20 protein-coding genes are annotated in these 22,140 nt (G+C 71.0%); 13 read left to right on the forward strand and 7 right to left on the reverse strand.

From position 1 onward, the window contains the following. Nucleotides 1–46: 46 nt before the first annotated feature. From FLP23_RS05865 to FLP23_RS05880, 4 genes are all read left to right on the forward strand, one after another. Nucleotides 47–832, forward strand: coding sequence for an isoprenyl transferase (locus FLP23_RS05865; protein ID WP_246140079.1), 786 nt, complete (start codon nt 47–49; stop codon nt 830–832). Between the two features lie 13 nt (nt 833–845). Continuing rightward, on the forward strand, nt 846–1,973 hold the full coding sequence (locus FLP23_RS05870; RefSeq protein WP_149324996.1) for an aminotransferase class V-fold PLP-dependent enzyme: 1,128 nt from the start codon (nt 846–848) through the stop codon (nt 1,971–1,973). Nucleotides 1,974–2,278: 305 nt separating this feature from the next. Continuing rightward, nucleotides 2,279–3,577, forward strand: a complete 1,299-nt coding sequence (gene phoH2, locus FLP23_RS05875; protein WP_149326215.1) for an RNA 5'-3' helicase PhoH2 — start codon at nt 2,279–2,281, stop codon at nt 3,575–3,577. Between the two features lie 72 nt (nt 3,578–3,649). Beyond that, nucleotides 3,650–3,874 carry a hypothetical protein gene (locus tag FLP23_RS05880; protein WP_149324997.1) on the forward strand — a complete coding sequence of 75 codons (225 nt, stop codon included), beginning with the start codon at nt 3,650–3,652 and terminating at the stop codon, nt 3,872–3,874. 97 nt (nt 3,875–3,971) lie between these two features. Here FLP23_RS05880 and FLP23_RS05885 read toward each other — a convergent pair whose 3' ends face one another. From FLP23_RS05885 to FLP23_RS05900, 4 genes are read right to left on the reverse strand one after another with little or no spacing between them, the layout of a single operon-like run. Then, nucleotides 3,972–5,369 (reverse strand): class II fumarate hydratase, encoded by a 1,398-nt coding sequence (locus FLP23_RS05885; RefSeq protein WP_149324998.1) that lies wholly within the window; start codon nt 5,367–5,369, stop codon nt 3,972–3,974. A 35-nt stretch (nt 5,370–5,404) separates the two neighbouring features. Further along, nucleotides 5,405–6,001 carry a carbonic anhydrase gene (locus tag FLP23_RS05890; protein ID WP_149326216.1) on the reverse strand — a complete coding sequence of 199 codons (597 nt, stop codon included), beginning with the start codon at nt 5,999–6,001 and terminating at the stop codon, nt 5,405–5,407. A 41-nt stretch (nt 6,002–6,042) separates the two neighbouring features. Continuing rightward, nucleotides 6,043–6,696, reverse strand: a complete 654-nt coding sequence (locus FLP23_RS05895; protein ID WP_168200386.1) for a DUF4245 domain-containing protein — start codon at nt 6,694–6,696, stop codon at nt 6,043–6,045. Beyond that, nucleotides 6,693–6,911 (reverse strand): exodeoxyribonuclease VII small subunit, encoded by a 219-nt coding sequence (locus tag FLP23_RS05900; protein WP_149325000.1) that lies wholly within the window; start codon nt 6,909–6,911, stop codon nt 6,693–6,695. Before FLP23_RS05900 ends, FLP23_RS05895 begins: the two co-directional genes overlap by 4 nt. A 142-nt stretch (nt 6,912–7,053) precedes the next feature. On the opposite strand from FLP23_RS05900, the gene FLP23_RS05905 reads away from it, so the two are divergent. Next, nucleotides 7,054–8,622: a glycosyltransferase family 2 protein gene (locus FLP23_RS05905; RefSeq protein ID WP_149325001.1), complete on the forward strand. Its 1,569-nt coding sequence runs from the start codon at nt 7,054–7,056 to the stop codon at nt 8,620–8,622. Here the strand turns inward: FLP23_RS05905 and xseA are convergent. Further along, entirely contained in the window at nt 8,505–9,710 is a 1,206-nt protein-coding gene (gene xseA / locus FLP23_RS05910; RefSeq protein WP_149325002.1) for an exodeoxyribonuclease VII large subunit, read from the reverse strand. The two genes, FLP23_RS05905 and xseA, sit on opposite strands and share 118 nt — an antisense overlap. Nucleotides 9,711–9,911: 201 nt before the next feature. Between xseA and FLP23_RS05915 the strand changes: the two genes are divergently transcribed. From FLP23_RS05915 to FLP23_RS05925, 3 genes are all read left to right on the forward strand, one after another. Beyond that, nucleotides 9,912–10,937 (forward strand): 4-hydroxy-3-methylbut-2-enyl diphosphate reductase, encoded by a 1,026-nt coding sequence (locus tag FLP23_RS05915; RefSeq protein ID WP_149326217.1) that lies wholly within the window; start codon nt 9,912–9,914, stop codon nt 10,935–10,937. Between the two features lie 65 nt (nt 10,938–11,002). Next, complete coding sequence (locus FLP23_RS05920; protein WP_149325003.1) at nt 11,003–12,244, forward strand: sensor histidine kinase; 1,242 nt, start codon at nt 11,003–11,005, stop codon at nt 12,242–12,244. Further along, complete coding sequence (locus FLP23_RS05925) at nt 12,234–13,370, forward strand: hypothetical protein (protein ID WP_149325004.1); 1,137 nt, start codon at nt 12,234–12,236, stop codon at nt 13,368–13,370. Before FLP23_RS05920 ends, FLP23_RS05925 begins: the two co-directional genes overlap by 11 nt. Here FLP23_RS05925 and fbaA read toward each other — a convergent pair. Then, nucleotides 13,367–14,395, reverse strand: coding sequence for a class II fructose-bisphosphate aldolase (fbaA, locus tag FLP23_RS05930; RefSeq protein WP_149325005.1), 1,029 nt, complete (start codon nt 14,393–14,395; stop codon nt 13,367–13,369). The two genes, FLP23_RS05925 and fbaA, sit on opposite strands and share 4 nt — an antisense overlap. Before the next feature lie 57 nt (nt 14,396–14,452). Between fbaA and FLP23_RS05935 the strand changes: the two genes are divergently transcribed. Continuing rightward, nucleotides 14,453–14,662: a hypothetical protein gene (locus FLP23_RS05935; protein ID WP_149325006.1), complete on the forward strand. Its 210-nt coding sequence runs from the start codon at nt 14,453–14,455 to the stop codon at nt 14,660–14,662. 86 nt (nt 14,663–14,748) lie between these two features. On the opposite strand, the gene FLP23_RS05940 is transcribed toward FLP23_RS05935, so the two are convergent. Further along, nucleotides 14,749–14,949, reverse strand: a complete 201-nt coding sequence (locus tag FLP23_RS05940; RefSeq protein ID WP_149325007.1) for a hypothetical protein — start codon at nt 14,947–14,949, stop codon at nt 14,749–14,751. Between the two features lie 222 nt (nt 14,950–15,171). Here FLP23_RS05940 and FLP23_RS05945 point away from each other — a divergent pair, with 222 nt between their 5' ends. From FLP23_RS05945 to FLP23_RS05960, 4 genes are all read left to right on the forward strand, one after another. Beyond that, complete coding sequence (locus tag FLP23_RS05945; RefSeq protein WP_149325008.1) at nt 15,172–15,765, forward strand: TetR/AcrR family transcriptional regulator; 594 nt, start codon at nt 15,172–15,174, stop codon at nt 15,763–15,765. 56 nt (nt 15,766–15,821) lie between these two features. Next, nucleotides 15,822–17,552, forward strand: coding sequence for an ABC transporter ATP-binding protein (locus tag FLP23_RS05950; RefSeq protein WP_149325009.1), 1,731 nt, complete (start codon nt 15,822–15,824; stop codon nt 17,550–17,552). A gap of 95 nt (nt 17,553–17,647) precedes the next feature. Further along, nucleotides 17,648–19,552: an ABC transporter ATP-binding protein gene (locus tag FLP23_RS05955; RefSeq protein ID WP_149326218.1), complete on the forward strand. Its 1,905-nt coding sequence runs from the start codon at nt 17,648–17,650 to the stop codon at nt 19,550–19,552. Nucleotides 19,553–19,686: 134 nt separating this feature from the next. After that, nucleotides 19,687–22,140, forward strand: coding sequence for a glycoside hydrolase family 9 protein (locus FLP23_RS05960; RefSeq protein WP_246140080.1), 2,454 nt, complete (start codon nt 19,687–19,689; stop codon nt 22,138–22,140).

The following is a 22,140-nucleotide window of genomic DNA, read 5'->3' on the forward strand; positions in this document are numbered from 1 at the left end:
AGTCCACTGGATCGCGGCTGGGCACCGGGTCGGCTACCGTAGCTCCGTGACCGAGCGGCAGGAGCCCGGGGGCTCCGGCCCCCTGTACGGCCTGTATCAGGCACGCCTGCGCAGGCAGCTGCAGGGCGCCGAGCTGCCGCACCATGTCGCCATGATCATCGACGGCAACCGCCGCTGGGCCCGTGAGCGGGCGCTCGAGACGGCGGCCCACGGCCACCGCGCGGGCGCCGAGAAGATGCGCGAGTTCCTCGGCTGGTGCGACGAGCTCGGCATCCGGGTCGTCACGATCTACCTGCTGTCGACCGACAACCTCTCCGGCCGGTCGAGCGACGAGCTCGACCAGCTGTTCGAGATCATCGCCGACCTCGCCGACGATCTCTCGCGCGCGGCGGATTGGCGCATCCAGCACGTCGGCACCACCGAGGGGCTGCCCGGGCCGCTCGTGGCCGCGCTGCGGGCCGCCGAGGATCGCACGATCGGCAACCGGGGACTGCACGTGAACCTCGCGGTCGGCTACGGCGGACGACGCGAGATCGCGGACGCCATGCGCAGCATCGTGCGCAGCCACGGCGACGCGGGCGGCACGATCGAGGAGCTCGCCGGCATCCTCACGCCCGAGCTGATCGGCGAGCACCTGTACACGCAGGGCCAGCCGGATCCCGACCTCATCATCCGCACCTCGGGCGAGCAGCGGCTCTCCGACTTCATGCTGTGGCAGTCGGCGCACAGCGAGTTCTACTTCGTGGAGGCGCTCGGCCCCGACCTGCGCGAGGTCGACTTCCTGCGCGCCCTGCGCTCCTACGCCACGCGCCACCGCCGCTACGGACAGTGAGGCCACCCACCCCATGCCGCTTTCGATCGACGACTACGCCTCGCGCTTCCATGAGGAGCCCGGATACCTCGACTTCGCCGGAGTCGGCCCGATCGGCGACGCCGTGCAGGGCGAGATCGACGTGTTCGCGAGCGTGCTGTCGCGGGCACGGTTCGGCTCCTTCGCGCCGCTGTTCGCCCAGGACGCCCGCGTGCGCGAGGCGGTCGCCGCCGCATCGGGATTCGCCCCCGGGCAGGTGGTGTTCCAGCCCAATACGAGCCAGGGGCTCATGCACGCGCTCTTCGGCATCACGGGCGGCGTCGCCCTGTCGCCCGCCGAGTTCCCCTCGCTGACCTTCGCCGCGGTGCGTTCGCAGCAGGCGCTCGGTGCGGCGTCGCCCCGATGGATCGAGACCGACCACGGGCGGGTGACGCCGGGCAACCTGCGCGACCAGCTCGACTCCTCCGTCTCGGCCGTCGCGGTGAGCCTCGTCGACTTCCGCACGGGCTACCTCGTCGACCTCGAGGGCATCCGGCAGGTGATCGGCGACCGGCTGCTGATCGTGGACGCCACCCAGGGCTTCGGCGTGGTCGACGCGCCCTACTCGGTGGCGGATGTGGTGGCGGCCGGGGGTCAGAAGTGGCCGCGCGCGGGCTGGGGCACCGGGTTCCTCGCGCTGTCGGATCGTGCGCTCGAGCGGCTGACCCCGGTGTGGTCGGGCTTCACGGGCACCGACGCGGAAGGTCTCGTGGTCGACGAGGTGCCGGAGCCGGCCCGCGACGCGCGCGCCTTCCGGGTGAGCAACCCCGACCCGATCGCCCAAGCCCGTTTCGCGGCGGCGCTCGAGGAGATCGCCGAGGCGGGTGTGCCCGCGATCGCCGCCCGGATCGCGGAGCGCGTGAGCGACGTCATCGACGTGACCGACGAGTTCGGGCTGCCGATCGTGTCGCCGCGCGCCGAGGCGGAGCGGGCGGGGATCGTCGTGATCGAGCCCGACGCCGACCACCTCACCGTGCTGTCGGCGGCGCTGCACAACCACGGCATCAGCTGCACCATCCGGGGCGGCACCGTGCGGCTCGCGCCGCACGCCTCCACCGACGCCGAGACGCTCGCGATGCTGCGCTCGGCGCTCATGTCGTTCGCGACCGCCGTCGGCCGCTGAGCCGCCCGGCGAGGGATCGCACCGCGCCCCCATCCCGGCGTGTCTCGCGCACCGTGCGACCCCTCGGGTTCACGAACTCGTAACACAGTGGGTGCGTGTCGTGGTCCGGGGCGGGCGCGGGGCGGGCTTAGCGTCAGGACATCAGGCACCGTGCCTGGTCGGAGCGGCCACACACGTTCGCATCCGTCGAGCCCCTGGCCGATCCGCGACAGGATCCGGGTGGCATCCCACCCGGGGATGGAGTGGGAGTGCCCGCGCTCGACAAGCCCCAGCAGAAGTCCACGACCGGCGCAGATCAGGATCGGATGCAGGGGGAGCGCACGTACGTGCTCGACACCTCGGTGCTGCTGAGCGACCCGAAAGCCATCTACCGCTTCGCCGAGCACTCGGTGGTGCTCCCGGTGGTCGTGGTCACCGAACTCGAGGCCAAGCGCCACGATCCCGAGATCGGCTACTTCGCCCGGCAGGCCCTCCGCATCCTGGACGACCTGCGCGTCGAGCATGAACGGCTCGACTTCCCGATCGCCGTCGGCGACGACGGCGGCTCGCTGCGCGTCGAGCTCAACCACTCCAACATGTCGGTGCTGCCGTCCGGTCTGCAGCTGAACGACAACGACTCGCGCATCCTCGCGGTTGCCCTCAACCTCGCCAACGACGGACTGGATGTCGTCGTGGTCTCGAAGGACCTGCCGCTGCGCGTCAAGGCCGCCTCGATCGGCCTCGCCGCCCAGGAGTACCGCGCCGAGCTCGCGGTCGACTCGGGATGGACGGGCGTCGCCGATCTCGAGATCTCGAGCGAGCAGATGGCCGAGCTCTACGACTCCGAGAAGGGCGCGAGCCGCGGGGTGCAGGAGCTGCCGGTCAACACGAGCCTCGTCATCCACTCCGACCGCGGATCGGCGCTCGGGCGGGTGACCTCGCGCGGCGAATACAAGCTCGTGCGCGGCGACCGCGACGTTTTCGGCCTGCACGGCCGCAGCGCCGAGCAGCGGCTCGCGATCGACCTGCTGCTCGACCCCGAGATCGGGATCGTGTCGCTCGGCGGACGCGCCGGCACCGGCAAGTCGGCGCTCGCGCTGTGCGCGGGCCTCGAGGCGGTGCTCGAGAAGCAGCAGCACCGGAAGATCATGGTGTTCCGCCCGCTCTACGCGGTCGGCGGCCAGGAGCTCGGCTACCTGCCCGGCGACAAGGACGAGAAGATGAGCCCCTGGGGCCAGGCGGTGTTCGACACCCTCGGCGCCCTCGTCTCCGAGAACGTGCTCGAGGAGGTCGTGGAGCGCGGCATCCTCGAGGTGCTGCCGCTCACCCACATCCGGGGACGCTCGCTGCACGACGCCTTCGTGATCGTGGACGAGGCGCAGTCGCTCGAGCGCAACGTGCTGCTCACGGTGCTCTCGCGCATCGGCCAGAATTCGCGGGTGGTGCTCACCCACGACATCGCGCAGCGGGACAACCTGCGCGTCGGCCGCCACGACGGGGTCGCCTCCGTGATCGAGACGCTCAAGGGGCATCCGCTCTTCGCCCACATCACCTTGACCCGCAGCGAGCGCTCCGCGATCGCGGCACTCGTCACCGAGCTGCTGGAGTCGAACGAGCTCGCCTGAGTCTCCCCGAAAGTACGTACTTCGGGGCTCGAATGGGCTCCACGGAGCCCCGAAGTGCGTACTCTCACGGATATGCCCGGATGGTTCCTGCTGCCCCTGTTGCTCGGGTTGCTGTTGACGGCGTGGGGCTTGATCCTGCCGCGGATGCAGTGGCGGTGGCTCGGCTACTGGGGGGCGCCGCCCGAGGAGGATCGCAACCCGGCCTCGTTCTACCGGAATCTGCGCTTCGTCAACCTCGCGGGTCTCATCGCGCTCGGGCTGTGCACGATCTTCTTCTTCGGCACCGTGCGCTGGTAGCGCGGCGCGTGGTCGCTGGTGCGGTTTCGGCCGGATGGGCGCCGCGAAAGCGCGCCATCCGGCCGAAACCGCACCACGCAGCGGGGGAGAGTGCGGCTCAGCCCGGGCGGGTCATCGAGAGCACGTCGAGCGCCGCGTCGAGCTGGTCGAGCGTGAGCTCGCCGCGCTCCACGAAGCCGAGGTCGATCGTGGCCTCGCGCACCGTGATGCCCTTCGCGACCGCGTGCTTGGCGATCTTCGCCGCGTTCTCGTAGCCGATGTACTTGTTGAGCGGCGTCACGATCGAGGGCGACATCCCGGCGAGCGCTGCCGCACGGTCGAGGTTTGCCTCGAGGCCGTCGACGGTCTTGTCGGCGAGCACGCGGCTCGAGTTGGCGAGCAGGCGGATCGATTCCAGCAGCGCCGTGCCCATCACCGGGATGGCGACGTTGAGCTCGAAGTTGCCGGAGGCGCCCGCCCAGGCGACGGTCGCGTCGTTGCCGATCACGCGCGCGGCGACCATGATGACGGCCTCCGGGATCACCGGGTTCACCTTGCCGGGCATGATCGAGGAGCCGGGCTGCAGATCGGGGATGTGCAGCTCGCCGAGACCCGTGTTGGGTCCGGACCCCATCCAGCGCAGGTCGTTGGAGATCTTGGTGAGCGACACCGCGACAACGCGCAGCGCGCCGGATGCCTCGACGAGCCCGTCGCGCGCACCCTGCGCCTCGAAGTGGTCGACCGCCTCGGTGACCGGAAGCCCGGATGAGGCCGCGAGTTCGGCGATCACCTTCTGCGGGAAGCCCTTCGGGGTGTTGATGCCGGTGCCGACGGCCGTGCCGCCGAGCGGCACCTCGGCCACGCGGGGCAGCGTCGAGTGGATGCGTTCGATGCCGAGCCGCACCTGGCGGGCATAGCCGCCGAACTCCTGGCCGAGGGTGACGGGGGTGGCGTCCATGAGGTGGGTGCGACCGGGCTTCACGGCGCCCTTCCACAGCTCGGCCTTCGCCTCGAGCGCGGTTGCGAGGTGGTCGAGGGCCGGCACGAGGTCGTGCAGCAGCGCGCCGGTCACGGCGACGTGCACCGAGGTGGGGAAGACGTCGTTGGACGACTGGGAGGCGTTGACGTGGTCGTTGGGGTGGACGGGTGCGCCGAGCTTCTCGGTGGCGAGGGTGGCGAGCACCTCGTTCATGTTCATGTTGGAGCTCGTGCCGGAGCCGGTCTGGTAGGTGTCCACCGGGAACTGGTCGTGGTGGGCGCCCGCGATGATCTCGTCCGCGGCGGCGACGATCGCGTCCGCGACATCCGCCGCGAGCACGCCGAGCTCGGCGTTGACGATGGCGGCCGAGCGCTTGATGCGCGCGAGGGCCACGATCTGGGCGGCTTCGAGCCCGGTGCCCGAGATGGGGAAGTTCTCGACGGCCCGCTGCGTCTGGGCGCGATACAGGGCCGTCACGGGGACCCGCACCTCGCCCATCGTGTCGTGCTCGATGCGGTACTCGGCCTCGGTGCCCATGGGTGTGCCTTTCAGTGCGGATCGCGGGGGAGGGTTCAGTGCTCGGCGAGCAGCACGTTGCCGATGACCACATCCGGTACGGCGGTGCCCTCGAGGAGCTTGTAGTTCGCTCCGACGACAGCCAGCGTACCCGCGGCGATCCGGTCGCTGATGAGCTCGGAGCGCTGCAGCAGTTCGGCGACGGTGTCGCGCAGGTGCTCGCGGCCCACCTCGACGGCGTCGTGGGCGTGACCGGCGGCGGCGGCGCGATGCACGGCGGGGATGATCGGGGCGATGAGTTCGGCGATGTGCGGCGGCAGCGGCCGTGCGTCGGGCTTGGTGGAGTCGATGGCGGCGGCGACGGCCCCGCAGGCGTCGTGGCCGAGCACGAGGATGAGCGGCACGTGCAGCACTTCGACGGCGTATTCGAGCGATCCGATCACCGAGTCAGAGATGACCTGTCCGGCGTTGCGCACGACGAACAGGTCGCCGAGGCCCTTGTCGAAGATGATCTCGGCCGCGAGGCGCGAGTCGCTGCAGCCGAACAGCGCCGCGTGCGGCGCTTGGGCGAGGGCGAGCTCCTCCCGGCGCTCGACATCCTGACGCGGATGCTGCGGGGTGCCGGCGACGAAGCGCTGGTTGCCGCGCAGCATCTCGCGCCACACGTCGGCGGGGGTGCGCGCCTCGGTGTCGCTCACGAGTCGAGCTCCGCCGCGACTGCTTCGGCGAGCACCTCGAACTCGGGGTCGTCGGCCGTGCCGGCGAGCACGATCGTGGAGGCGCCCGACACGGTCACGAGCGCGAAGGCCACATTCCCGGGATCGGAGGCGTCGCGCCGGTCGTACACCTGCCAGTCCCGTCCCCCGATCGCGCGGGTGCCTTGCTGCTGCGCGTCGCGCACGGTGTCGGCGAGCCAGCTGGGGTTGGCGTCGACGGCCTGGATGAGCGCGATGTAGCGCTGATTCGGGGTGACGAACCCGATCTGCCAGGAGGTGACGCCGTCGCTGCCGCGCACGATCTCGGCGCGGTTCGCCGACCAGTCGTCGCTCAGCTGGGGGGTCGCGAGCGGTTCGCTGAAGCTGTCCTGGGCCGCCTCGGCGGCGGCCCGGTAGTCGACCGGGTCGATGCGCGAGCCCTGGTCGGTGAGGCCTACCGCGTAGACGAGGAAGATGGCGATGAGCACGGAGGCCACGGTGGCGATGCTCAGGTTGAGCACCGTCTGGTTGTTGCGGCGTTTGGCGGATGCGGCGGCTTTGCGCTCGGCGGTCTCCTGCGCGGTCTCGGCGCGGCCGAGCTCGGCGACGATGGGCCGACCGTCGGCGTCGACGCCCGGCTGGCGGGGGCTCACGATTCCTCGGCCGCCGCGCGCGCGGCGTCGAGTCGGGCCTTCGCGCTGCCGAGCCACTCCTCGCAGCGCCGGGCGAGCGCTTCGCCGCGCTCCCACAGGGCGAGGGACTCCTCGAGGGTGGCGCCGCCCTGCTCGAGCCGGGTGACCACCTGCACGAGCTCGTCGCGCGCCTGCTCGTAGCTGAGCGAGGCGACGTCGGGGGTGGCGTCGGTCATGCTCTCAGTCTAGGACGCTCCGCCGACGCCCCGACCGGCTCGGGGTGCCCATCGGGGGCGGCGTCAGGGGAGTCCCTGGGCTTTCCCCGGAACCGCTCGCGCGCGCTGTCGCCGGGGTGCGCGGGCGTGGTGGGGTGCGGTCATGTCGCCTTCCCGATTCGCTCCGCTCGCGCGGCTCACCCTCATCGCGCTCAGCGTCGTGGTTCCTCTTGTCGCAGCGACTCTCGTCGTGTCGACCTTCCCGGCGGATGCCCCGGTCGCGCTCGCGGGGGCGGTGTTCGCGTTCGCGTCGGTGCCGGTCTGGGCATCCGGCATCCACCAACTCGTCCTGCTGTTCGCGGCGTCTCGGGTGCGATCCGGGGAGCCGCCCGTCGCGCCGGTGGTGGTGCCGCGCACGGCGATCGTGATGTGCACGGCCGACGACTTCGCCGCCGAGCGCGCCCGCGCGTGCGCGGCGCAGGATGTGCCGGTCGAGCTCGTCATCCTCGACGACTCGCGTACCGCCGAGGGCCGGGCGCGCGTCGATCGTTTCGTGCGCGAGCATCCGGCCCGCGTCATCCGGCGCGCGGAGCGCCGCGGCTTCAAGGCGGGCAACCTCTCGAACGCACTCGAAGTGCTCGCCGACGAGTTCCCGTTCTGGGTGCTCGTGGACGCCGATCAGGCGCTCGCCCCGGATGCCGTGCGTCGCCTGCACGCGCGCCGCACCCCCGGCGTGGCCGTGGTGCAGGGGCGTCCGGTGCCGCGCGTGGCCGGGTCGCCGTTCGCCGCGCTCCTCGGCGCCCTGCCGGGAACCCATCTCGCGACGAGCCAGTCCGGACGTCCCGCGCCGTGGTTCCTCGGCCGCGTCGCGCTGCTGGATGTCGCGGCCGTGCGCGCGGTGGGCGGGGTGCCCAGGCGGGTCGTGGAGGATGTCGCGCTCACCGTCGAGCTGCGCGCCGCCGGCTACCGCATCGTGGATGCACCGGAGGTGCTCGGCGAGGAGGACGCCCCGGTCGACTACCCCGCGTTCCGCGTGCAGCAGCTGAAGTACCTGGAGGGTGCGTTCGAGCTCGTGGTGCGCTCGGGATGGCGCATCCTGCGTGCGCCGTTCCCGCTCGCCGAGCGCCTGGAGATCCTGATCGCCCACCTGCTCGTGCCCGCCGCCGTACTGGGCGGCGGGGTCGCGGTCATCGCGGGCGGGGTGCTCGCGGGTGCGCGCGCCTTCCCGGTGGGGGCCGGTGTCCTCGCGGCGCTCGCGGGGCTCGCCCCGGTCGCGGGCGAGTTGGTGAGGCTGCTCAGGGCGGGGCGGATCGCCCGGGCGCTCGCGGTGGCGCTGCTGGTCCCCGCCGTCTACGCCTCGCTGCTGGTCGCCTGCCTCTGCGCTCTCCTCCGGCTGCTCGGCGGCCGGGCGGCGCGCTTCCGGGTCACTCCCAAGCACGCCGTCCGCCGGGGTGCCGCGATGCGACTGCGGGTGCTGCTGCCGGAGCTCGCGGTCACCGGCGTCGCGCTCGCCGGCGCCGCGGCGTCCGGGGTCGGTGCGTTCCTGCCCGGCGTGCTCCTGCCGGTCGCGACGGCGGTCGCGCTCGGCGTGGTCCCGCTGCGCGGGCGGCCGACTCAGCGGGCGGTCGCCGCGATCTCGCCGCGCGCCAGCCGGATCTCGAGGCTGTCGCCCGCGCTCGTCTCGGCGGCGTCGCGCACGATGCGCCCGTCGGCACCGCGCACCACGGCGTAGCCGCGATCGAGGGTGCGCTGCGGCGAGAGGGCCCGCAGCTGGGCGGTGAGCTCGCGCACGCCGGTCTCGGCGCGCTCGACGCGCAACTGCATGAGCCGCGATCCCTGGTCGACGAGCCGGATGAGGTCTTCGGCGCGCGTCTGCACGAGCACCCCGGGGTCGGCGAGCGCGGGCCGCGAGCGCAGCGCGGCGATGCGCTCGATCTCGCCCGTGATGAGGCCCGACACCCACAGGGCGATGCGGGCGCGCGCCTGCTGCACGCGGGCAGCCTCTTCGGCGACATCCGGCACGACGCGCTTGGCGGCATCCGTGGGCGTCGAGGCGCGCAGGTCGGCGACGAGGTCGAGCAGCGGGCTGTCGGCCTCGTGGCCGATCGCCGAGACGAGCGGCGTCTCGCAGGCGGCTGCGGTGCGCACGAGCTGCTCGTCGCTGAACACGAGCAGGTTCTGGAAGTCGCCGCCGCCGCGGGCGACGATGATGACGTCGACCTCGGGGTCGGCATCCAGTTCCCGGATGGCGGCCGCCACCTCGCGGGCCGCCCGGTCGCCCTGCACCGCGGCGTGCTTCACCCGGAACGCGACCTGCGGCCAGCGCAGCTGGGCGTTGCGCAGCACATCCTTCTCGGCATCCGAGTCCTTGCCGGTGACGAGGCCGATGCACTGCGGCAGGAACGGCAGCTTCTTCTTGCGCTCCGGCTCGAACAGACCCTCGGCGCGGAGGGTCTGCTTGAGCTTCTCGAGCTGCGCGAGCAGGTCGCCGAGGCCGGCGTGCCGCAGCTCGGATGCCACCATCGAGAGGGTGCCGCCGCGCAGCCAGTAGTCGGGCTTCACGAGCGCCACCACGCGGTCGCCCTGGGCGAACTGCTCGGTCAGCCGCTGCAGCGTCGAGCTCCACACCGTGAGCGAGACGGTGACGTCCTGCTCGAGGTCTTTGAGCTTCGCGTAGACGATGCCGCGCGCCAGGTTCCACTGGGTGAGCTCGCCCTCCACCCACACCGAGCCGAGGCGGTCGATGTAGTCCTTCACCTTGCCCGAGAGCGTGGCGACGGGCCACGGATGCTCGGCGCTCGGCGCCTGGACCTCGCTCATGCCGCCAGGCTACGGCACACCCCCGATCCCCCCGCCCCCTGCCCGGTGTTCATGGCGCGGCTGGAGCCGCGACACCGGGGCGGGAGAAACGCCTCCCGCCGACGGGTCGTAGCTCCAGCCGCGCCATGAACCCGCACGTAGACTCGGGGGGTGAGCGGAATCACCAACGGCGCGCTCGGGGTGAGCCTCGAGGCGCCCCGCATGCCCGCCCCGCGCGGACGGCTGCACGAGGTGCCCGTCGACCGCCCGCGGCGCGTGCTGCTGGCCGCCCCGCGCGGATACTGCGCAGGCGTCGACCGCGCCGTGATCGCCGTCGAGAAGGCGATCGAGAACTTCGGGGCCCCCGTCTACGTGCGCAAGCAGATCGTCCACAACGTGCACGTGGTGAGCGAGCTCGAGCGCCGCGGCGCGATCTTCGTCGACGAGGTCGACGAGGTGCCCGCCGGATCCCATCTGGTGTTCTCGGCGCACGGCGTCTCACCCATGGTGGTGCAGGCCGCCGCCGACCGTGAGCTGCTGGCCATCGACGCCACCTGCCCGCTCGTCACGAAGGTGCACCGTGAGGCGAGCCGCTTCGCGAAACAGGAGCTGCAGATCCTGCTCATCGGCCACGCCGGCCACGAGGAGGTCGAGGGCACGATGGGTCACGCGCCCGAGCGCACGATCCTCGTGAACAGCCCCGAGGACGTCGACCGCATCGAGGTCGCCGATCCCGACAACCTGGTCTGGATCTCGCAGACCACCCTGAGCGTCGACGAGACGATGGAGACGGTGCGCCGTCTGCGGGAGCGCTTCCCGAAGCTGCAGGATCCGCCGAGCGACGACATCTGCTACGCCACCCAGAACCGGCAGGTGGCGATCAAGAAGGTGGCCCCGCAGGCGGATCTGGTGATCGTGGTCGGCTCCGCCAACTCGTCCAACAGCGTGCGCCTCGTCGAGGTGGCGCTCGAGCACGGCGCGAAGGCCGCGCACCGGATCGACTACGCGAGCGAGATCCAGCAGGACTGGCTCGAGGGGGTCGCCTCGATCGGCGTCTCCAGCGGCGCGTCGGTGCCCGAGGTGCTCGTGCAGGAGGTGCTCGCGGAGCTCGCCGACGCCGGCTTCCACGACGTGGAGGAGGTGCGCACCGCCGAGGAGGACCTCATGTTCTCGCTGCCGAAGGAACTGCGCCGCGATGCGAGTGGCAAGGCGGATGCCCGCGCACTCGGCGGACGCGCCCGCGACTGAGGCGCCCCGCCCGGCGGCATCCGGCAGAATCGGCGCAGAGCAGGGGCTACAGCGAGGAGGTCGCCGTGCGTGTGACGCTCTTGCCGCGTGAGGCGGCCGCCCGCGTCATCACGGGCGCCATCGCCACCCTCGCCTGGTCGGCGGGCGCCACGGTGATCCTGCTCGTGATCCCCGTGCTCGTCGAGACGCTCATCCGGCGGGGGCATGCGGAGCTGCTGCCGGTGCCGATCATCCTGCTCGTGGTGATCCTGGGGGCGATCGCGGTGGCGCTGTGGCGGATGACGCCGCTCGTCGTGGTCGGCTACCTCGTGGTGGCGGGGGCGGCCACGATCGGCTACGAGGTGTTTCTGCTCACCGCGGATCCCGGGCTGCTCGACCACGAGCTCTATCTCGTGAACCGTCCCACCCTCGCGCTCGTCTCGATCGGGGTCGCCGCGTCGTCGGCGCTCGGCGGCATCGTGTGGTGCCTGTTCGGCTTCTCGACGGCGGGCCTCGTGGCGATCACGGTCGCGCTCATCACCGACACCCCGGTGCGGCCCGGCTACGGCCCGGCGATGGTGCTGCTGATCGCGGTCACCCTGTACCTGACACTCTTCACGATCCAGGCCCGCCAGCGGCGGCGCCTGCCCCGCTTCGACGAACTGGAGCGCGGCACGCGGCGGCTCGCGGCCTCCGCCGACCTCGCGCGGCGCACCACGGCGATCGTGCACGACACCGTGCTCAACGACCTCGCCGTCGTGATGAACGCTCCCGACACGCTCGACGAGCGCACCCGTGCGCGCCTGCGCGCGGATCTCGACACCCTCGAGGGCGGTGCCTGGATGCGCACCACCGAGCAGGTGGCGGTGCACGACAGCGAGCAGGCGCACATCCGCAACGAGTTGGCGCGGGTGGCGAGCGACTTCCGCTGGCGGGGGCTCACGGTCAACGTCACGGGTGTCGGACCGGGCATCTACGAGTACGCCCCCGGCGCCGGGGAGGCGCTCGTCGGGGCGTTGCGCGCCACCCTCGAGAACGTGCTCAAGCATTCCGGCACCGACTCGGCCGACGTCGAGGTGATGTACACCGACCAGGAGATCAGCTTCATGGTCTCCGATCAGGGGGTCGGCTTCGACCCCGCCCGGGTGGATCCGCAACGCCTCGGCATCCGCACCTCGATCGTCGGGCGCATGGAGGATGTCGGCGGGCATGTGCGGGTCTGGTCGTCGCCGGGGATGGGCACCACGGTGCTCATCGGCGTGCCCGTCTCGAAGGTGCTCGAGCGCGGGCTGCCGTCGCGCCACCAGGAGTCCGACTATGGCGACTAAGCCCCCCAGCGCCTTCCTGCTGGCTGCACGCGATGTGGACCCGCTGAGCTGGTTCACCGGGCCCTACGTGCCGCTCGTCTTCGCGGTGTTCGTGTTCCTGTACGGCGGGCTGCTGTCGGTGTCCACCTGGAACGAGTCGGATGCGCCGGGGCTGCAGCTGCTCGGGGTGGCGCTCTGCACGATCGCGTGTCTGCTCATCCAGCTGCTCACCTCGCGACGCAACCGTTTCGACTGGCAGTTGGGCGTGGTGGCGGTCGGTGTGGGCGGCTCGGGGCTCGTCGTGTCGGCGCTCGGCTACTCGCAGTCGGTGTTCCGCATCGACCTGTGGTGGGCGCCGTTCTGCTTCGCCCTCGTGATGGCGTGCCTCGCACCGTACCTGGCGGCCTGGCGGCTGCTCAGTTACGGGTTCATCGCGCTCGCCACGGCGGTGCCGGCGGCGTTCCTCATCGTGGATGCGCGGGTGCCCGACTGGGGGTCGGTCTCGGTGTTCCTCATGATCGCGACGCCGGTGGGGGTGGGCACGGCGGCCACGACGGCCTTCTCGTACAGCGTCGTGCACCAGATGCTGCCGATCGTCGACAACCGCTCGAGCGCGGTCGTGTCGGAGCTGCTGGAGCTCGACCCCGCCGACGAGGAGGCGGAGCGCGCGAGTCTCGCCCGCTACACGGCGCGGGCGGTGCCGTTCCTGCGGATGATCGCGGATCGCGGCACGGTCGTGCCGGCCGACCGTTCACTCGCGGGCGAGATCGCCCGCTACCTGCGCGACGACCTGGTCTCCCGCACCGATCTGGCGTGGCTCGGGCTGCGCGCCGACGACACCCGGGTCGTGGTGATCGACCCGGAGCGGCGCGCCGACGCCCTGCGGGCGCCGCAGCGCACCGCCATCCGGGATCTGGTGCGGGCGGTGCTGGACGACCCGGGCACCGACGCCACCACGATGCTCATCGAGCTGCGGGCGCGCGAGGACGGTTCGACGGCGGTCGCCATCACCCTCGACACCGAGCTGCCGGAGGGCCGGCGGGTGCGGCACCTGGCCCCGTACTACTTCAACCTGCGGGGCGCCGTGACGGACATGCACATGGGGCGCGACGGCATCTCGTTCAGCGTGCCGCCGGAATACCATTAGCGGCTGATCGCGTGCCCTGCCGAGCCCAGTTGGCGGGTCGCCTCGCCGACGCGGGCCGCCATGGCGGTCTCGGCGAGCTTGCCCCAGGCGCGCGGGTCGTAGATCTTCTTGTTGCCGACCTCGCCGTCCACCTTGAGGAACCCGTCGTAGTTGCGCAGCACGGTGTCGGCGATGGAGCGGCTGTAGGCGTACTGGGTGTCGGTGTCGATGTTCATCTTGACGACGCCGTTGGCGACCGCCTCGGCGATCTCGGCATCTGTGGACCCGGATCCGCCGTGGAAGACGAGGTCGAGCGGCTTCGGGCCGGTGCCGTACTTCGCCTGGATGCCGGCCTGGATCTCGCCCAGCAGCTCGGGCCGCAGCACGACGTTGCCGGGCTTGTAGACGCCGTGCACGTTGCCGAAGGTGAGCGCCGCGAGGTAGCGGCCCCGCTCGCCGAGACCGAGCGCTTCGACGGTCGCGATGGCGTCGTCGAGGGTCGTGTAGAGGTGCTCGTTGATGTCGTGGCTGACGCCGTCCTCCTCGCCGCCGACCACGCCGATCTCGACCTCGAGGATGGCGTTGATGTTCTTGATGCGGGGGAGCAGCTCGGCCGCGATCTCGAGGTTCTCGGTGAGCGGGACCGCCGATCCGTCCCACATGTGCGACTGGAAGATCGGGTTGCGGCCGGCCTTCACCTCGGCCTCGGACGCCTCCAGCAGCGGCAGCACGAAGCCGGGCAGTGCGTCCTTGGGGCAGTGGTCGGTGTGCAGGGCGACCGTGATCGGGTAGTTCTTGGCCACCTCGGTGGCGAAGGCAGCGAAGGCGAGGGCGCCGGATGCGCGGGCCTTCACGCTCTGCCCGGCGAAGTAGTCGGCGCCGCCCGTGGTCACCTGGATGATGCCGTCCGAGCCCGCCTCGGTGAGGCCCTGCAGCACGGCGTTGATCGACGACGACGACGAGACGTTGACCGCGGGGAAGGCGAATCCGCCCTTCTTCGCGGTGTCGAGCATCTCGGCGTACTGATCCGGGGTGGCGACGGGCATGGGGGTCCTCCTGGGCGGGACGGATGGGGTGGTCGCGTCGAGTCTAGAGGGGCGCGGGTGCGCGATGCCCTCACGGCCCGGGGAGGCGAGCTTCGCCTCCATCGCAAGTGCCTTCCGACCGTCGCGGACCACGACGTGGTCGATCTCGTGGTCGCCGTTCCGCGCGCGGAGGTGACCGATCGCGGCCTCATCCGCCTCCACCGCGACGCGCACGCCGGGCAGGCCGGGATCGACGATCTCCGTCGGCGTCGACCGCGCGGCGGGTGACGTTCCGAGCCTGGGACACCTTGGGGGGCATCAAGCCCAAACAGTCATATCGCACGAACTGAATCAGCCGATCAGCATGCTCTGAATCAGTCGATTCGCATGAGTTCTGCCTGGAGACGGCTTGCGGCCGGGCGCCCCCTGCGCACGAATGCCATCACGGCGAGAAACACGAGCGGCAGGCCCAGTCGTGTGAGGGTGTTGGGGCCGAGCCCAGCAAGATCGTCGAGGTGCTGCCGCTCAGACACGCACCAGCTCATCGCGGGGACGAGGCGCTTCAGTGCTGCCATGACTCTCACCCGGATTCGAGAGCCTCCATCACACCCGGGGCGATTCGATCTGCTTGTCACGGCCCCCGATCCGCGAGGCGCAACGCAGCCTCCATCGCGCGCACGTCGCCGATGACGGCACCGGCGTTCCGCCGTTCTCGCTGGTCGATGGATCCGGTCTGCCGACGCAACTCCGCGGGATCTGCCTTGCGGAGTGAGCGCTCACTCACTTAGGATCGCGGGGTGCAGTTGCCCGCCGGATTCGCCGTGGTCAGGGAGCGGGCGCGTCCGCTGCCGCCCGACGACCGGCGCGAGGCGATCCTCGACGCGGTGCTGCCGGTGCTGCGCGAGCGCGGCCGCGACGTCACCAGCCGGGAGCTCGCCGAAGCCGCGGGCGTCGCCGAGGGCACCATCTTCCGGGCCTTCGGCGACAAGGACTCGTTGCTCGACGCCGGCCTGCAACGGCTGCTCGACCCCGCGCCGTTCCGCGGCGAGCTGCGCCGCATCCCGCACGACCTCCCCTTCGAAGACAAGCTCGCCGTGATCATCGAGGCGCTGCGGGTGCGCTTCGGCGACGTGTTCCAGATCATGCGCCTCTTCCAGGTGGAGGGGCCGCCGCCGCGGCGCGCGCAGGCGGGCGAGGACTGGCTCGAGATCGTGCGCGAACTGCTGGAGCCGGATGCCGCGCGACTCGGCGTGCCGATCGACACGGTGGCCTGGTACCTGCGGCTCGTGGCCTTCGGCGCCTCCATTGAACCCTTCAACCATTTCCGGCCGTTCGACTCCGCCGAACTCGCTACCGTCATCGCACACGGCGTCGCCGTGGCGCCGCGCTGACCGCCGCAGACACCACCCCACCGCTGACACCACCCCACCGAATCGAAAGAAGCACCGTGCTCGGCAAACTCCTCATCCGCTACCTGCGGCCGTACTGGCTGCTGCTGATCGGCGTCGTCGTCTTCCAGGCCGCGCAGTCGATCGCCTCGCTGCTGCTGCCCGGCCTCAATGCCGACATCATCGACAAGGGCGTCGCCGTCGGCGACACCGGCTTCATCCTCTCCACCGGCGGCATCATGCTCGCGATCACCCTCGCGCAGATCATCTGCTCGGTCGTGGCCGTCTACTTCGGTGCGCGCGCCGCCATGGCGTTCGGTCGCGACCTGCGCGGCGCCATCTTCACGCGCGTCGGCGAGTTCTCCGAGCGCGAGGTCTCCACCTTCGGTGCGGCATCCCTCATCACCCGCACCACCAACGACGTGCAGCAGGTGCAGATGCTCGTGCTCATCACCTGCACCATCCTGGTGTCGACGCCGATCCTCTCGATCGGCGGCGTCATCGCGGCGCTCGGCGAAGACATCACCCTCTCGTGGATCCTCGTGGTCGCGGTGCCCGTGCTGCTGCTCGCCGTCGGCCTCATCATCTGGCGCGCGGTGCCCTACTTCCGCAAGATGCAGACCCGCATCGACGCCGTCAACCGGGTGCTGCGCGAGCAGCTCACCGGCATCCGCGTCATCCGCGCCTTCGTGCGCGAACGCACCGAGATCGACCGCTTCGGCGTCGCCAACGACGAGCTCACCGACACGGCGCTGCGGGCCGGCCGCCTGTTCGCCCTCATGTTCCCCGTCGTCATGCTCGTGCTCAACGTGTCGAGCGTCGCCGTGCTGTGGTTCGGGGCGTTCCGGATCGAAGACGGCGGCATGCAGATCGGTTCGCTGTTCGCCTTCCTCAGCTACCTCATCCAGATCCTGATGGCCGTCATGATGGCCACCTTCATGCTCATCCTGCTGCCGCGCGCCACCGTCTCCGCGAACCGGATCGGCGAGGTGCTCGACACCGAACCCTCGGTCGAACCGCCCGCGAACCCGGTCACCGAGCTGCACGGCGGCGAGCTGGAGCTGCGCGGCGCCAGCTTCCACTACCCGGGCGCCGAGCAGCCGGTGCTCACCGACATCACCTTCACCGCCCGCCCCGGCCAGACCACGGCCATCATCGGCAGCACCGGATCCGGTAAGACCACGCTCGTCAACCTGCTGCCGCGGCTGTTCGACGTGACCGACGGCGCCGTGCTCGTCGGCGGGGTGGATGTGCGCGAGCTCGACCCGGACGTGCTGTGGAACAGCATGTCGCTCGTGCCGCAGAAGCCGTACCTCTTCTCGGGAACCGTCGCATCGAACCTCCGCTACGGCAAGCCCGACGCCACCGACGAGGAGCTGTGGGCGGCCCTCGAGGTGGCCCAGGCGCGCGACTTCGTGGAGGCCATGCCCGACGGCCTCGAGGCGCCCATCGCGCAAGGCGGCACCAACGTCTCGGGCGGCCAGCGCCAACGCCTCGCCATCGCCCGCGCGCTCGTCAAACGCGCCCAGATCACCATCTACGACGACTCGTTCTCGGCCCTCGACACCGCCACCGACGCCCGATTGCGGGCGGCGCTCGCGAGAGAGTTCGCCGACGTCACGACCATCGTGGTCGCGCAGCGCGTGTCGACCATCCTGAACGCCGACCAGATCATCGTGCTCGAGCACGGCCGGATCGTCGGCCGGGGAACCCACCAGGAACTGCTCGCCAGCTCGACGGAGTACGCCGAGATCGTCGAGAGCCAGCTGTCGATCGAGGAGGCCGCGTGAGCGCCGCAGACGAGACCCCGGTGCCGGAGAACGAGGCCGCGGAGCGTCGCACCCCGCGGCGCGGACCCGGCGGAGGCGGCGGACCCTTCGGCGGCATGGGCATGCCCGCCGAGAAGTCGATGAACTTCGGCCCCTCCGCCAAACGGCTCATCGGGCGGCTGCGGCCCGACCGCGCGCTCGTGATCTTCGTGATCCTGCTCGGGGCGATCTCCGTCGTGCTGAGCGTGCTCGGGCCCAAGGTGCTCGGCAACGCGACCAACATCATCTTCGAGGGCGTCATCTCCGCCCAGCTGCCGGAAGGCGCCACCAAGCAGGACGTCATCGACGGGCTCATCGCGGCCGGCAACACCCAGCAGGCCGAGATGGTGCAGGGCATGAACCTCAACCCCGGCCACGGCATCGACTTCAACGCGCTCATGATCGTGCTCGGGATCGTGCTGCTGCTGTACGTGGTGTCGTCGGTGTTCATGTGGCTGCAGGGCTACGTGCTCAACGGCATCACCCAGCGCACGGTGCTGCGGCTGCGGCGCGACGTGGAGGACAAGATCCACCGCCTGCCGCTCAGCTACTTCGACAAGCAGCCGCGTGGCGAACTGCTCAGCCGCGTCACCAACGACATCGACAACATCTCGCAGAGCCTGCAGCAGACCTTGAGCCAGCTGCTCACCTCCCTGCTCACGGTGGTCGGCATCCTCATCATGATGTTCTGGATCTCGCCGCTGCTCGCGGTGATCGCGATCATCGCCGTGCCGCTCACCCTGGGCATCACGGTCGTCATCGCCAAGCGCTCCCAGAAGCTGTTCGTGGCGCAGTGGACCCACACCGGCACCCTCAACGCGCAGATCGAGGAGGGGTACACCGGGCACGCGCTCGTCAAGGTGTTCGGCCGCCACAAGGAGGTCGAGGCGCGCTTCGACGCCAAGAACCAGGAGCTGTACCAGGCGAGCTTCGGCGCCCAGTTCATCAGCGGCATCATCATGCCCGCCACGATGTTCGTGGGGAACCTCGTCTACGTCGGCATCGCCGTCGTCGGCGGCCTCATGGTGGCGAACGGCTCGCTGCGGCTGGGCGACGTGCAGGCGTTCATCCAGTACTCCCGCCAGTTCACCCAGCCGCTGTCGCAGCTCGGATCGATGGCCAACCTGCTGCAGTCGGGCGTCGCCTCCGCGGAGCGCGTGTTCGAGCTGCTGGATGCCGAGGAGCAGAGCGCCGACCCGGTGCCCGCGTCCTCGCCTCAGCACGGCACCGGCCGGCTCGCCTTCGAGAACGTCTCGTTCCGCTACGACCCCGAGAAGCCGCTCATCGACGACCTCTCGCTCGTGGCCGAGCCCGGGCAGACGGTCGCCATCGTCGGGCCAACGGGGGCCGGCAAGACCACCCTCGTGAACCTCATCATGCGGTTCTACGAGCCGGGCGGCGGGCGCATCACCCTCGACGGCATCGACACCCAGCAGATGACGCGCGACGACCTGCGCGGCCGCACCGGCATGGTGCTGCAGGACACCTGGCTATTCGGCGGCACCATCCGCGACAACATCGCCTACGGGCGACCGGAGGCCTCGGAGGAGGAGATCCTGGATGCCGCGCGGGCCGCCTATGTGGACCGCTTCGTGCACACCCTTCCGGACGGTTACGACACGGTGCTCGACGACGAGGGCGGCAACGTCTCGGCGGGCGAGAAGCAGCTCATCACGATCGCGCGGGCGTTCCTCGCGAAGCCCTCGGTGCTCATCCTCGACGAGGCGACCTCCTCGGTCGACACCCGCACCGAGCTGCTCGTGCAACGGGCGATGAGCGCGCTGCGCAAGGACCGCACCTCGTTTGTCATCGCGCACCGGCTCTCGACCATCCGGGATGCCGACCTCATCCTCGTGATGGAGTCGGGCGCGATTGTCGAGCAGGGCACCCACGACGAGCTGCTCGCCGCACGCGGCGCCTACGCGCGTCTCTACGAGGCCCAGTTCGCCGCCCCCGTCGACTCCGACGACGCAGCCGCCTGATGCCTTCCATGGCGCGGCTGGAGCCGTGACCCGGCGGCGGGGGAAACGCCTCCCGCCACGTGGTCGTAGCTCCAGCTGCGCCATGTGCGGTACCGTGGGAGCGCTCCCACACCGTCGTGGCCGCAAGGAGACCCGTGCCCCACCACCCCCGCGCCCGCATCCGCGCCGCCGGCATCGCCGGCATCGCGCTCGCCGCATCCGTGCTCGCGGCGCCCGTGCTCGCCCCGCCGACCGCCGCCGCGCCGCTCGCCGACGAGCCCGGGCCGGAACTCATCCCCAACGGCACCTTCGACGCCGGGCACGCGCCGTGGTGGACCACCCCGGATGTCGTCGCCGACACCTCCAGCGGCGCCCTGTGCGTGAACGCCCCGGGAGGCACCCAGAACGCCTGGGACACCATCGTCGGCATCGACGCCATCCCGCTCGTCGAGGGCGAGAGCTACCGCTTCTCGTTCCGGATCAGCGGCACCGCGGACGTGGGCATCCGGGCGCTCGCCCAGCAGAACCAGGCGCCCTGGACCGCCACCTACGAGACGAACCCCACCACGAGCAGCGACCCCGCGCTCTTCGAAGGCGGCTTCACCTCCACCCTCGAATGGCCCGCCGGACAGCTCGTGTTCCAGATCGGCGGCTCCGACGAGCCGTGGACGTTCTGCCTCGACGACGTCTCGTTCCGCACCGGTCCGCCGCCGGAGCCCTACCGGGCCGAGACGCACTCGCGGGTACGCGTCAACCAGTACGGCTACCTGCCCGACGGCCCGAAGCGGGCCACCGTGCTCGTCGACGACGCGGACGCCGCGGGCGTCGCCTGGACGCTCCGCGACGCCGGCGGCGCCGAAGTCGCCACCGGCACCGCCGAACCCTACGGCGACGACCGCACCGTCGGATCCGCGGTGCAGCGGATCGTGTTCGACGAGGTGCGCGCCACCGGCGACGGCTTCACCCTCGAAGCCGACGGCGAAACGAGCTACCCCTTCGCCATCCGCACCGGCCTCTACGCGCCGCTCACCGCCGACGCGCTGAACTACTTCTACCTGGCCCGCAGCGGCATCCCCATCGAGGCGCAGTACGCGGGCGAGGCGTACGCCCGACCCGCGGGGCACCTCGGTATCGCGCCCAACCGCGGTGACACCGAGGTGGGCTGCCAGGCGCCCCAGGGCTACTACCAGCAGTGGAGCTGCGACGACACCTTCGACGTGCAGGGGGGCTGGTACGACGCCGGCGACCACGGCAAATACGTCGTCAACGGCGGGATCGCGGTGCACCAACTGCTCGACACGTGGGAGGTCGCTGCGCGCGCCGGCCGCAGCGACCTCCTCGGCGACGGGGCGCTCTCCATCCCCGAATCCGGCAACGGCATCCCCGATGTGCTCGACGAGGCGCGCTGGGAGCTCGACTGGATGGCGCGCATGCAGGTGCCGGACGGGCAGCAGTACGCGGGGATGGTGTTCCACAAGGTGCAGGACGACGGCTGGACGGGGCTGCCGACCATGCCGTGGGAGAGCGACAAAGTGCGGCAGGTGCACCGGCCGTCGACCGCGGCCACCCTCAACTTCGCAGCCGTCGCGGCGAAAGGCGCCCGGCTGTTCGACGAGTGGGACGCCGACTATGCGGAGTCGTTGCTCGCGGCATCCCGGGTGGCGTGGGCCGCCGCGCTCGACACCCCCGACCTCTTCGCGAGCGTCGCCGACGGCGACGAGGGCGGCGGACCCTACGACGACGACCAGGTCGAGGACGAGTTCTACTGGGCGGCCGCCGAGCTGTACCTCGCCACCGGTGAGGGGGAGTTCGCCGAGTTCCTCGCGGCCTGCCCCGAGGCCGAGACTGCGATCGACCCGCAGGGCGGCTTCGACTGGCGCGCGACGACGGCGCTCGGACGCATCGACCTCGCGATGGTCGAATCCGACTATCCCGGCCGCGAAGCCGCACGGGCGTCGGTGGTGGACGCCGCGGGCACCTATCTGAAGGCCGCCGGGAGCGCCTTCGAGCAGCCGTATCGTCCGATCGACGGCGAATACGACTGGGGTTCGAACGCGATCATCCTCAACAACCAGGCGGTGATCGCGACCGCCGCCGAGATCACCGGGGATGCGAGCTACCGCACGGCGGTCGTCGCCGCGATGGACTACCTGCTCGGTCGCAACGGGCTCGACCGCTCCTACATCACCGGCTACGGCACGCTGTACTCCGAGAACCAGCACCACCGCTGGATGGCGCACTCGCTCGATCCCTCACTGCCGTCGCCGGCGCCCGGCACGATCGCGGGCGGCCCCAACAGCGCCATCCAGGATCCGGTGGCGCAGCAGGCCTGGCCCGACGGCTGCATCGCGCAGTTGTGCTACCTGGACGACATCCAGTCGTATTCGACGAACGAGATGACGGTGAACTGGAACTCGGCGCTCAGCTGGGTGACGACGTGGGTCGCGGTGCACGCGGATGCCGAGGGCGCTGCGGCGAGTGCGCCCGGTGAGGCGCTCCCGGGCGGATTCCCGGTGTGGCTCGTGATCGTGCTCGCGCTCGCCGGGGTGCTCGCTGTGGGCGCGGTCGTCGTGCTGCTCGTGCTGCGGGGTCGACGCCCCACCGCCTGA

The organism is Protaetiibacter larvae (assembly GCF_008365275.1).
GTDB lineage: Bacteria > Actinomycetota > Actinomycetes > Actinomycetales > Microbacteriaceae > Homoserinibacter > Homoserinibacter larvae.

Bases quoted from the DNA above. Each gene is read 5' to 3' on its own strand.
- FLP23_RS05915 (WP_149326217.1), top strand. From the start codon at position 9,912: ATGCCCGCCCCGCGCGGACGGCTGCACGAGGTGCCCGTCGACCGCCCG.
- FLP23_RS05885 (WP_149324998.1), bottom strand. From the start codon at position 5,369: ATGGGCACCGAGGCCGAGTACCGCATCGAGCACGACACGATGGGCGAG.
- fbaA (WP_149325005.1), bottom strand. From the start codon at position 14,395: ATGCCCGTCGCCACCCCGGATCAGTACGCCGAGATGCTCGACACCGCG.
- FLP23_RS05890 (WP_149326216.1), bottom strand. From the start codon at position 6,001: ATGCTGCGCGGCAACCAGCGCTTCGTCGCCGGCACCCCGCAGCATCCG.
- FLP23_RS05880 (WP_149324997.1), top strand. From the start codon at position 3,650: ATGCCCGGATGGTTCCTGCTGCCCCTGTTGCTCGGGTTGCTGTTGACG.
- xseA (WP_149325002.1), bottom strand. From the start codon at position 9,710: ATGAGCGAGGTCCAGGCGCCGAGCGCCGAGCATCCGTGGCCCGTCGCC.
- FLP23_RS05925 (WP_149325004.1), top strand. From the start codon at position 12,234: ATGGCGACTAAGCCCCCCAGCGCCTTCCTGCTGGCTGCACGCGATGTG.
- FLP23_RS05905 (WP_149325001.1), top strand. From the start codon at position 7,054: ATGTCGCCTTCCCGATTCGCTCCGCTCGCGCGGCTCACCCTCATCGCG.
- FLP23_RS05940 (WP_149325007.1), bottom strand. From the start codon at position 14,949: ATGGCAGCACTGAAGCGCCTCGTCCCCGCGATGAGCTGGTGCGTGTCT.
- FLP23_RS05870 (WP_149324996.1), top strand. From the start codon at position 846: ATGCCGCTTTCGATCGACGACTACGCCTCGCGCTTCCATGAGGAGCCC.
- FLP23_RS05900 (WP_149325000.1), bottom strand. From the start codon at position 6,911: ATGACCGACGCCACCCCCGACGTCGCCTCGCTCAGCTACGAGCAGGCG.
- phoH2 (WP_149326215.1), top strand. From the start codon at position 2,279: ATGCAGGGGGAGCGCACGTACGTGCTCGACACCTCGGTGCTGCTGAGC.
- FLP23_RS05955 (WP_149326218.1), top strand. From the start codon at position 17,648: ATGGGCATGCCCGCCGAGAAGTCGATGAACTTCGGCCCCTCCGCCAAA.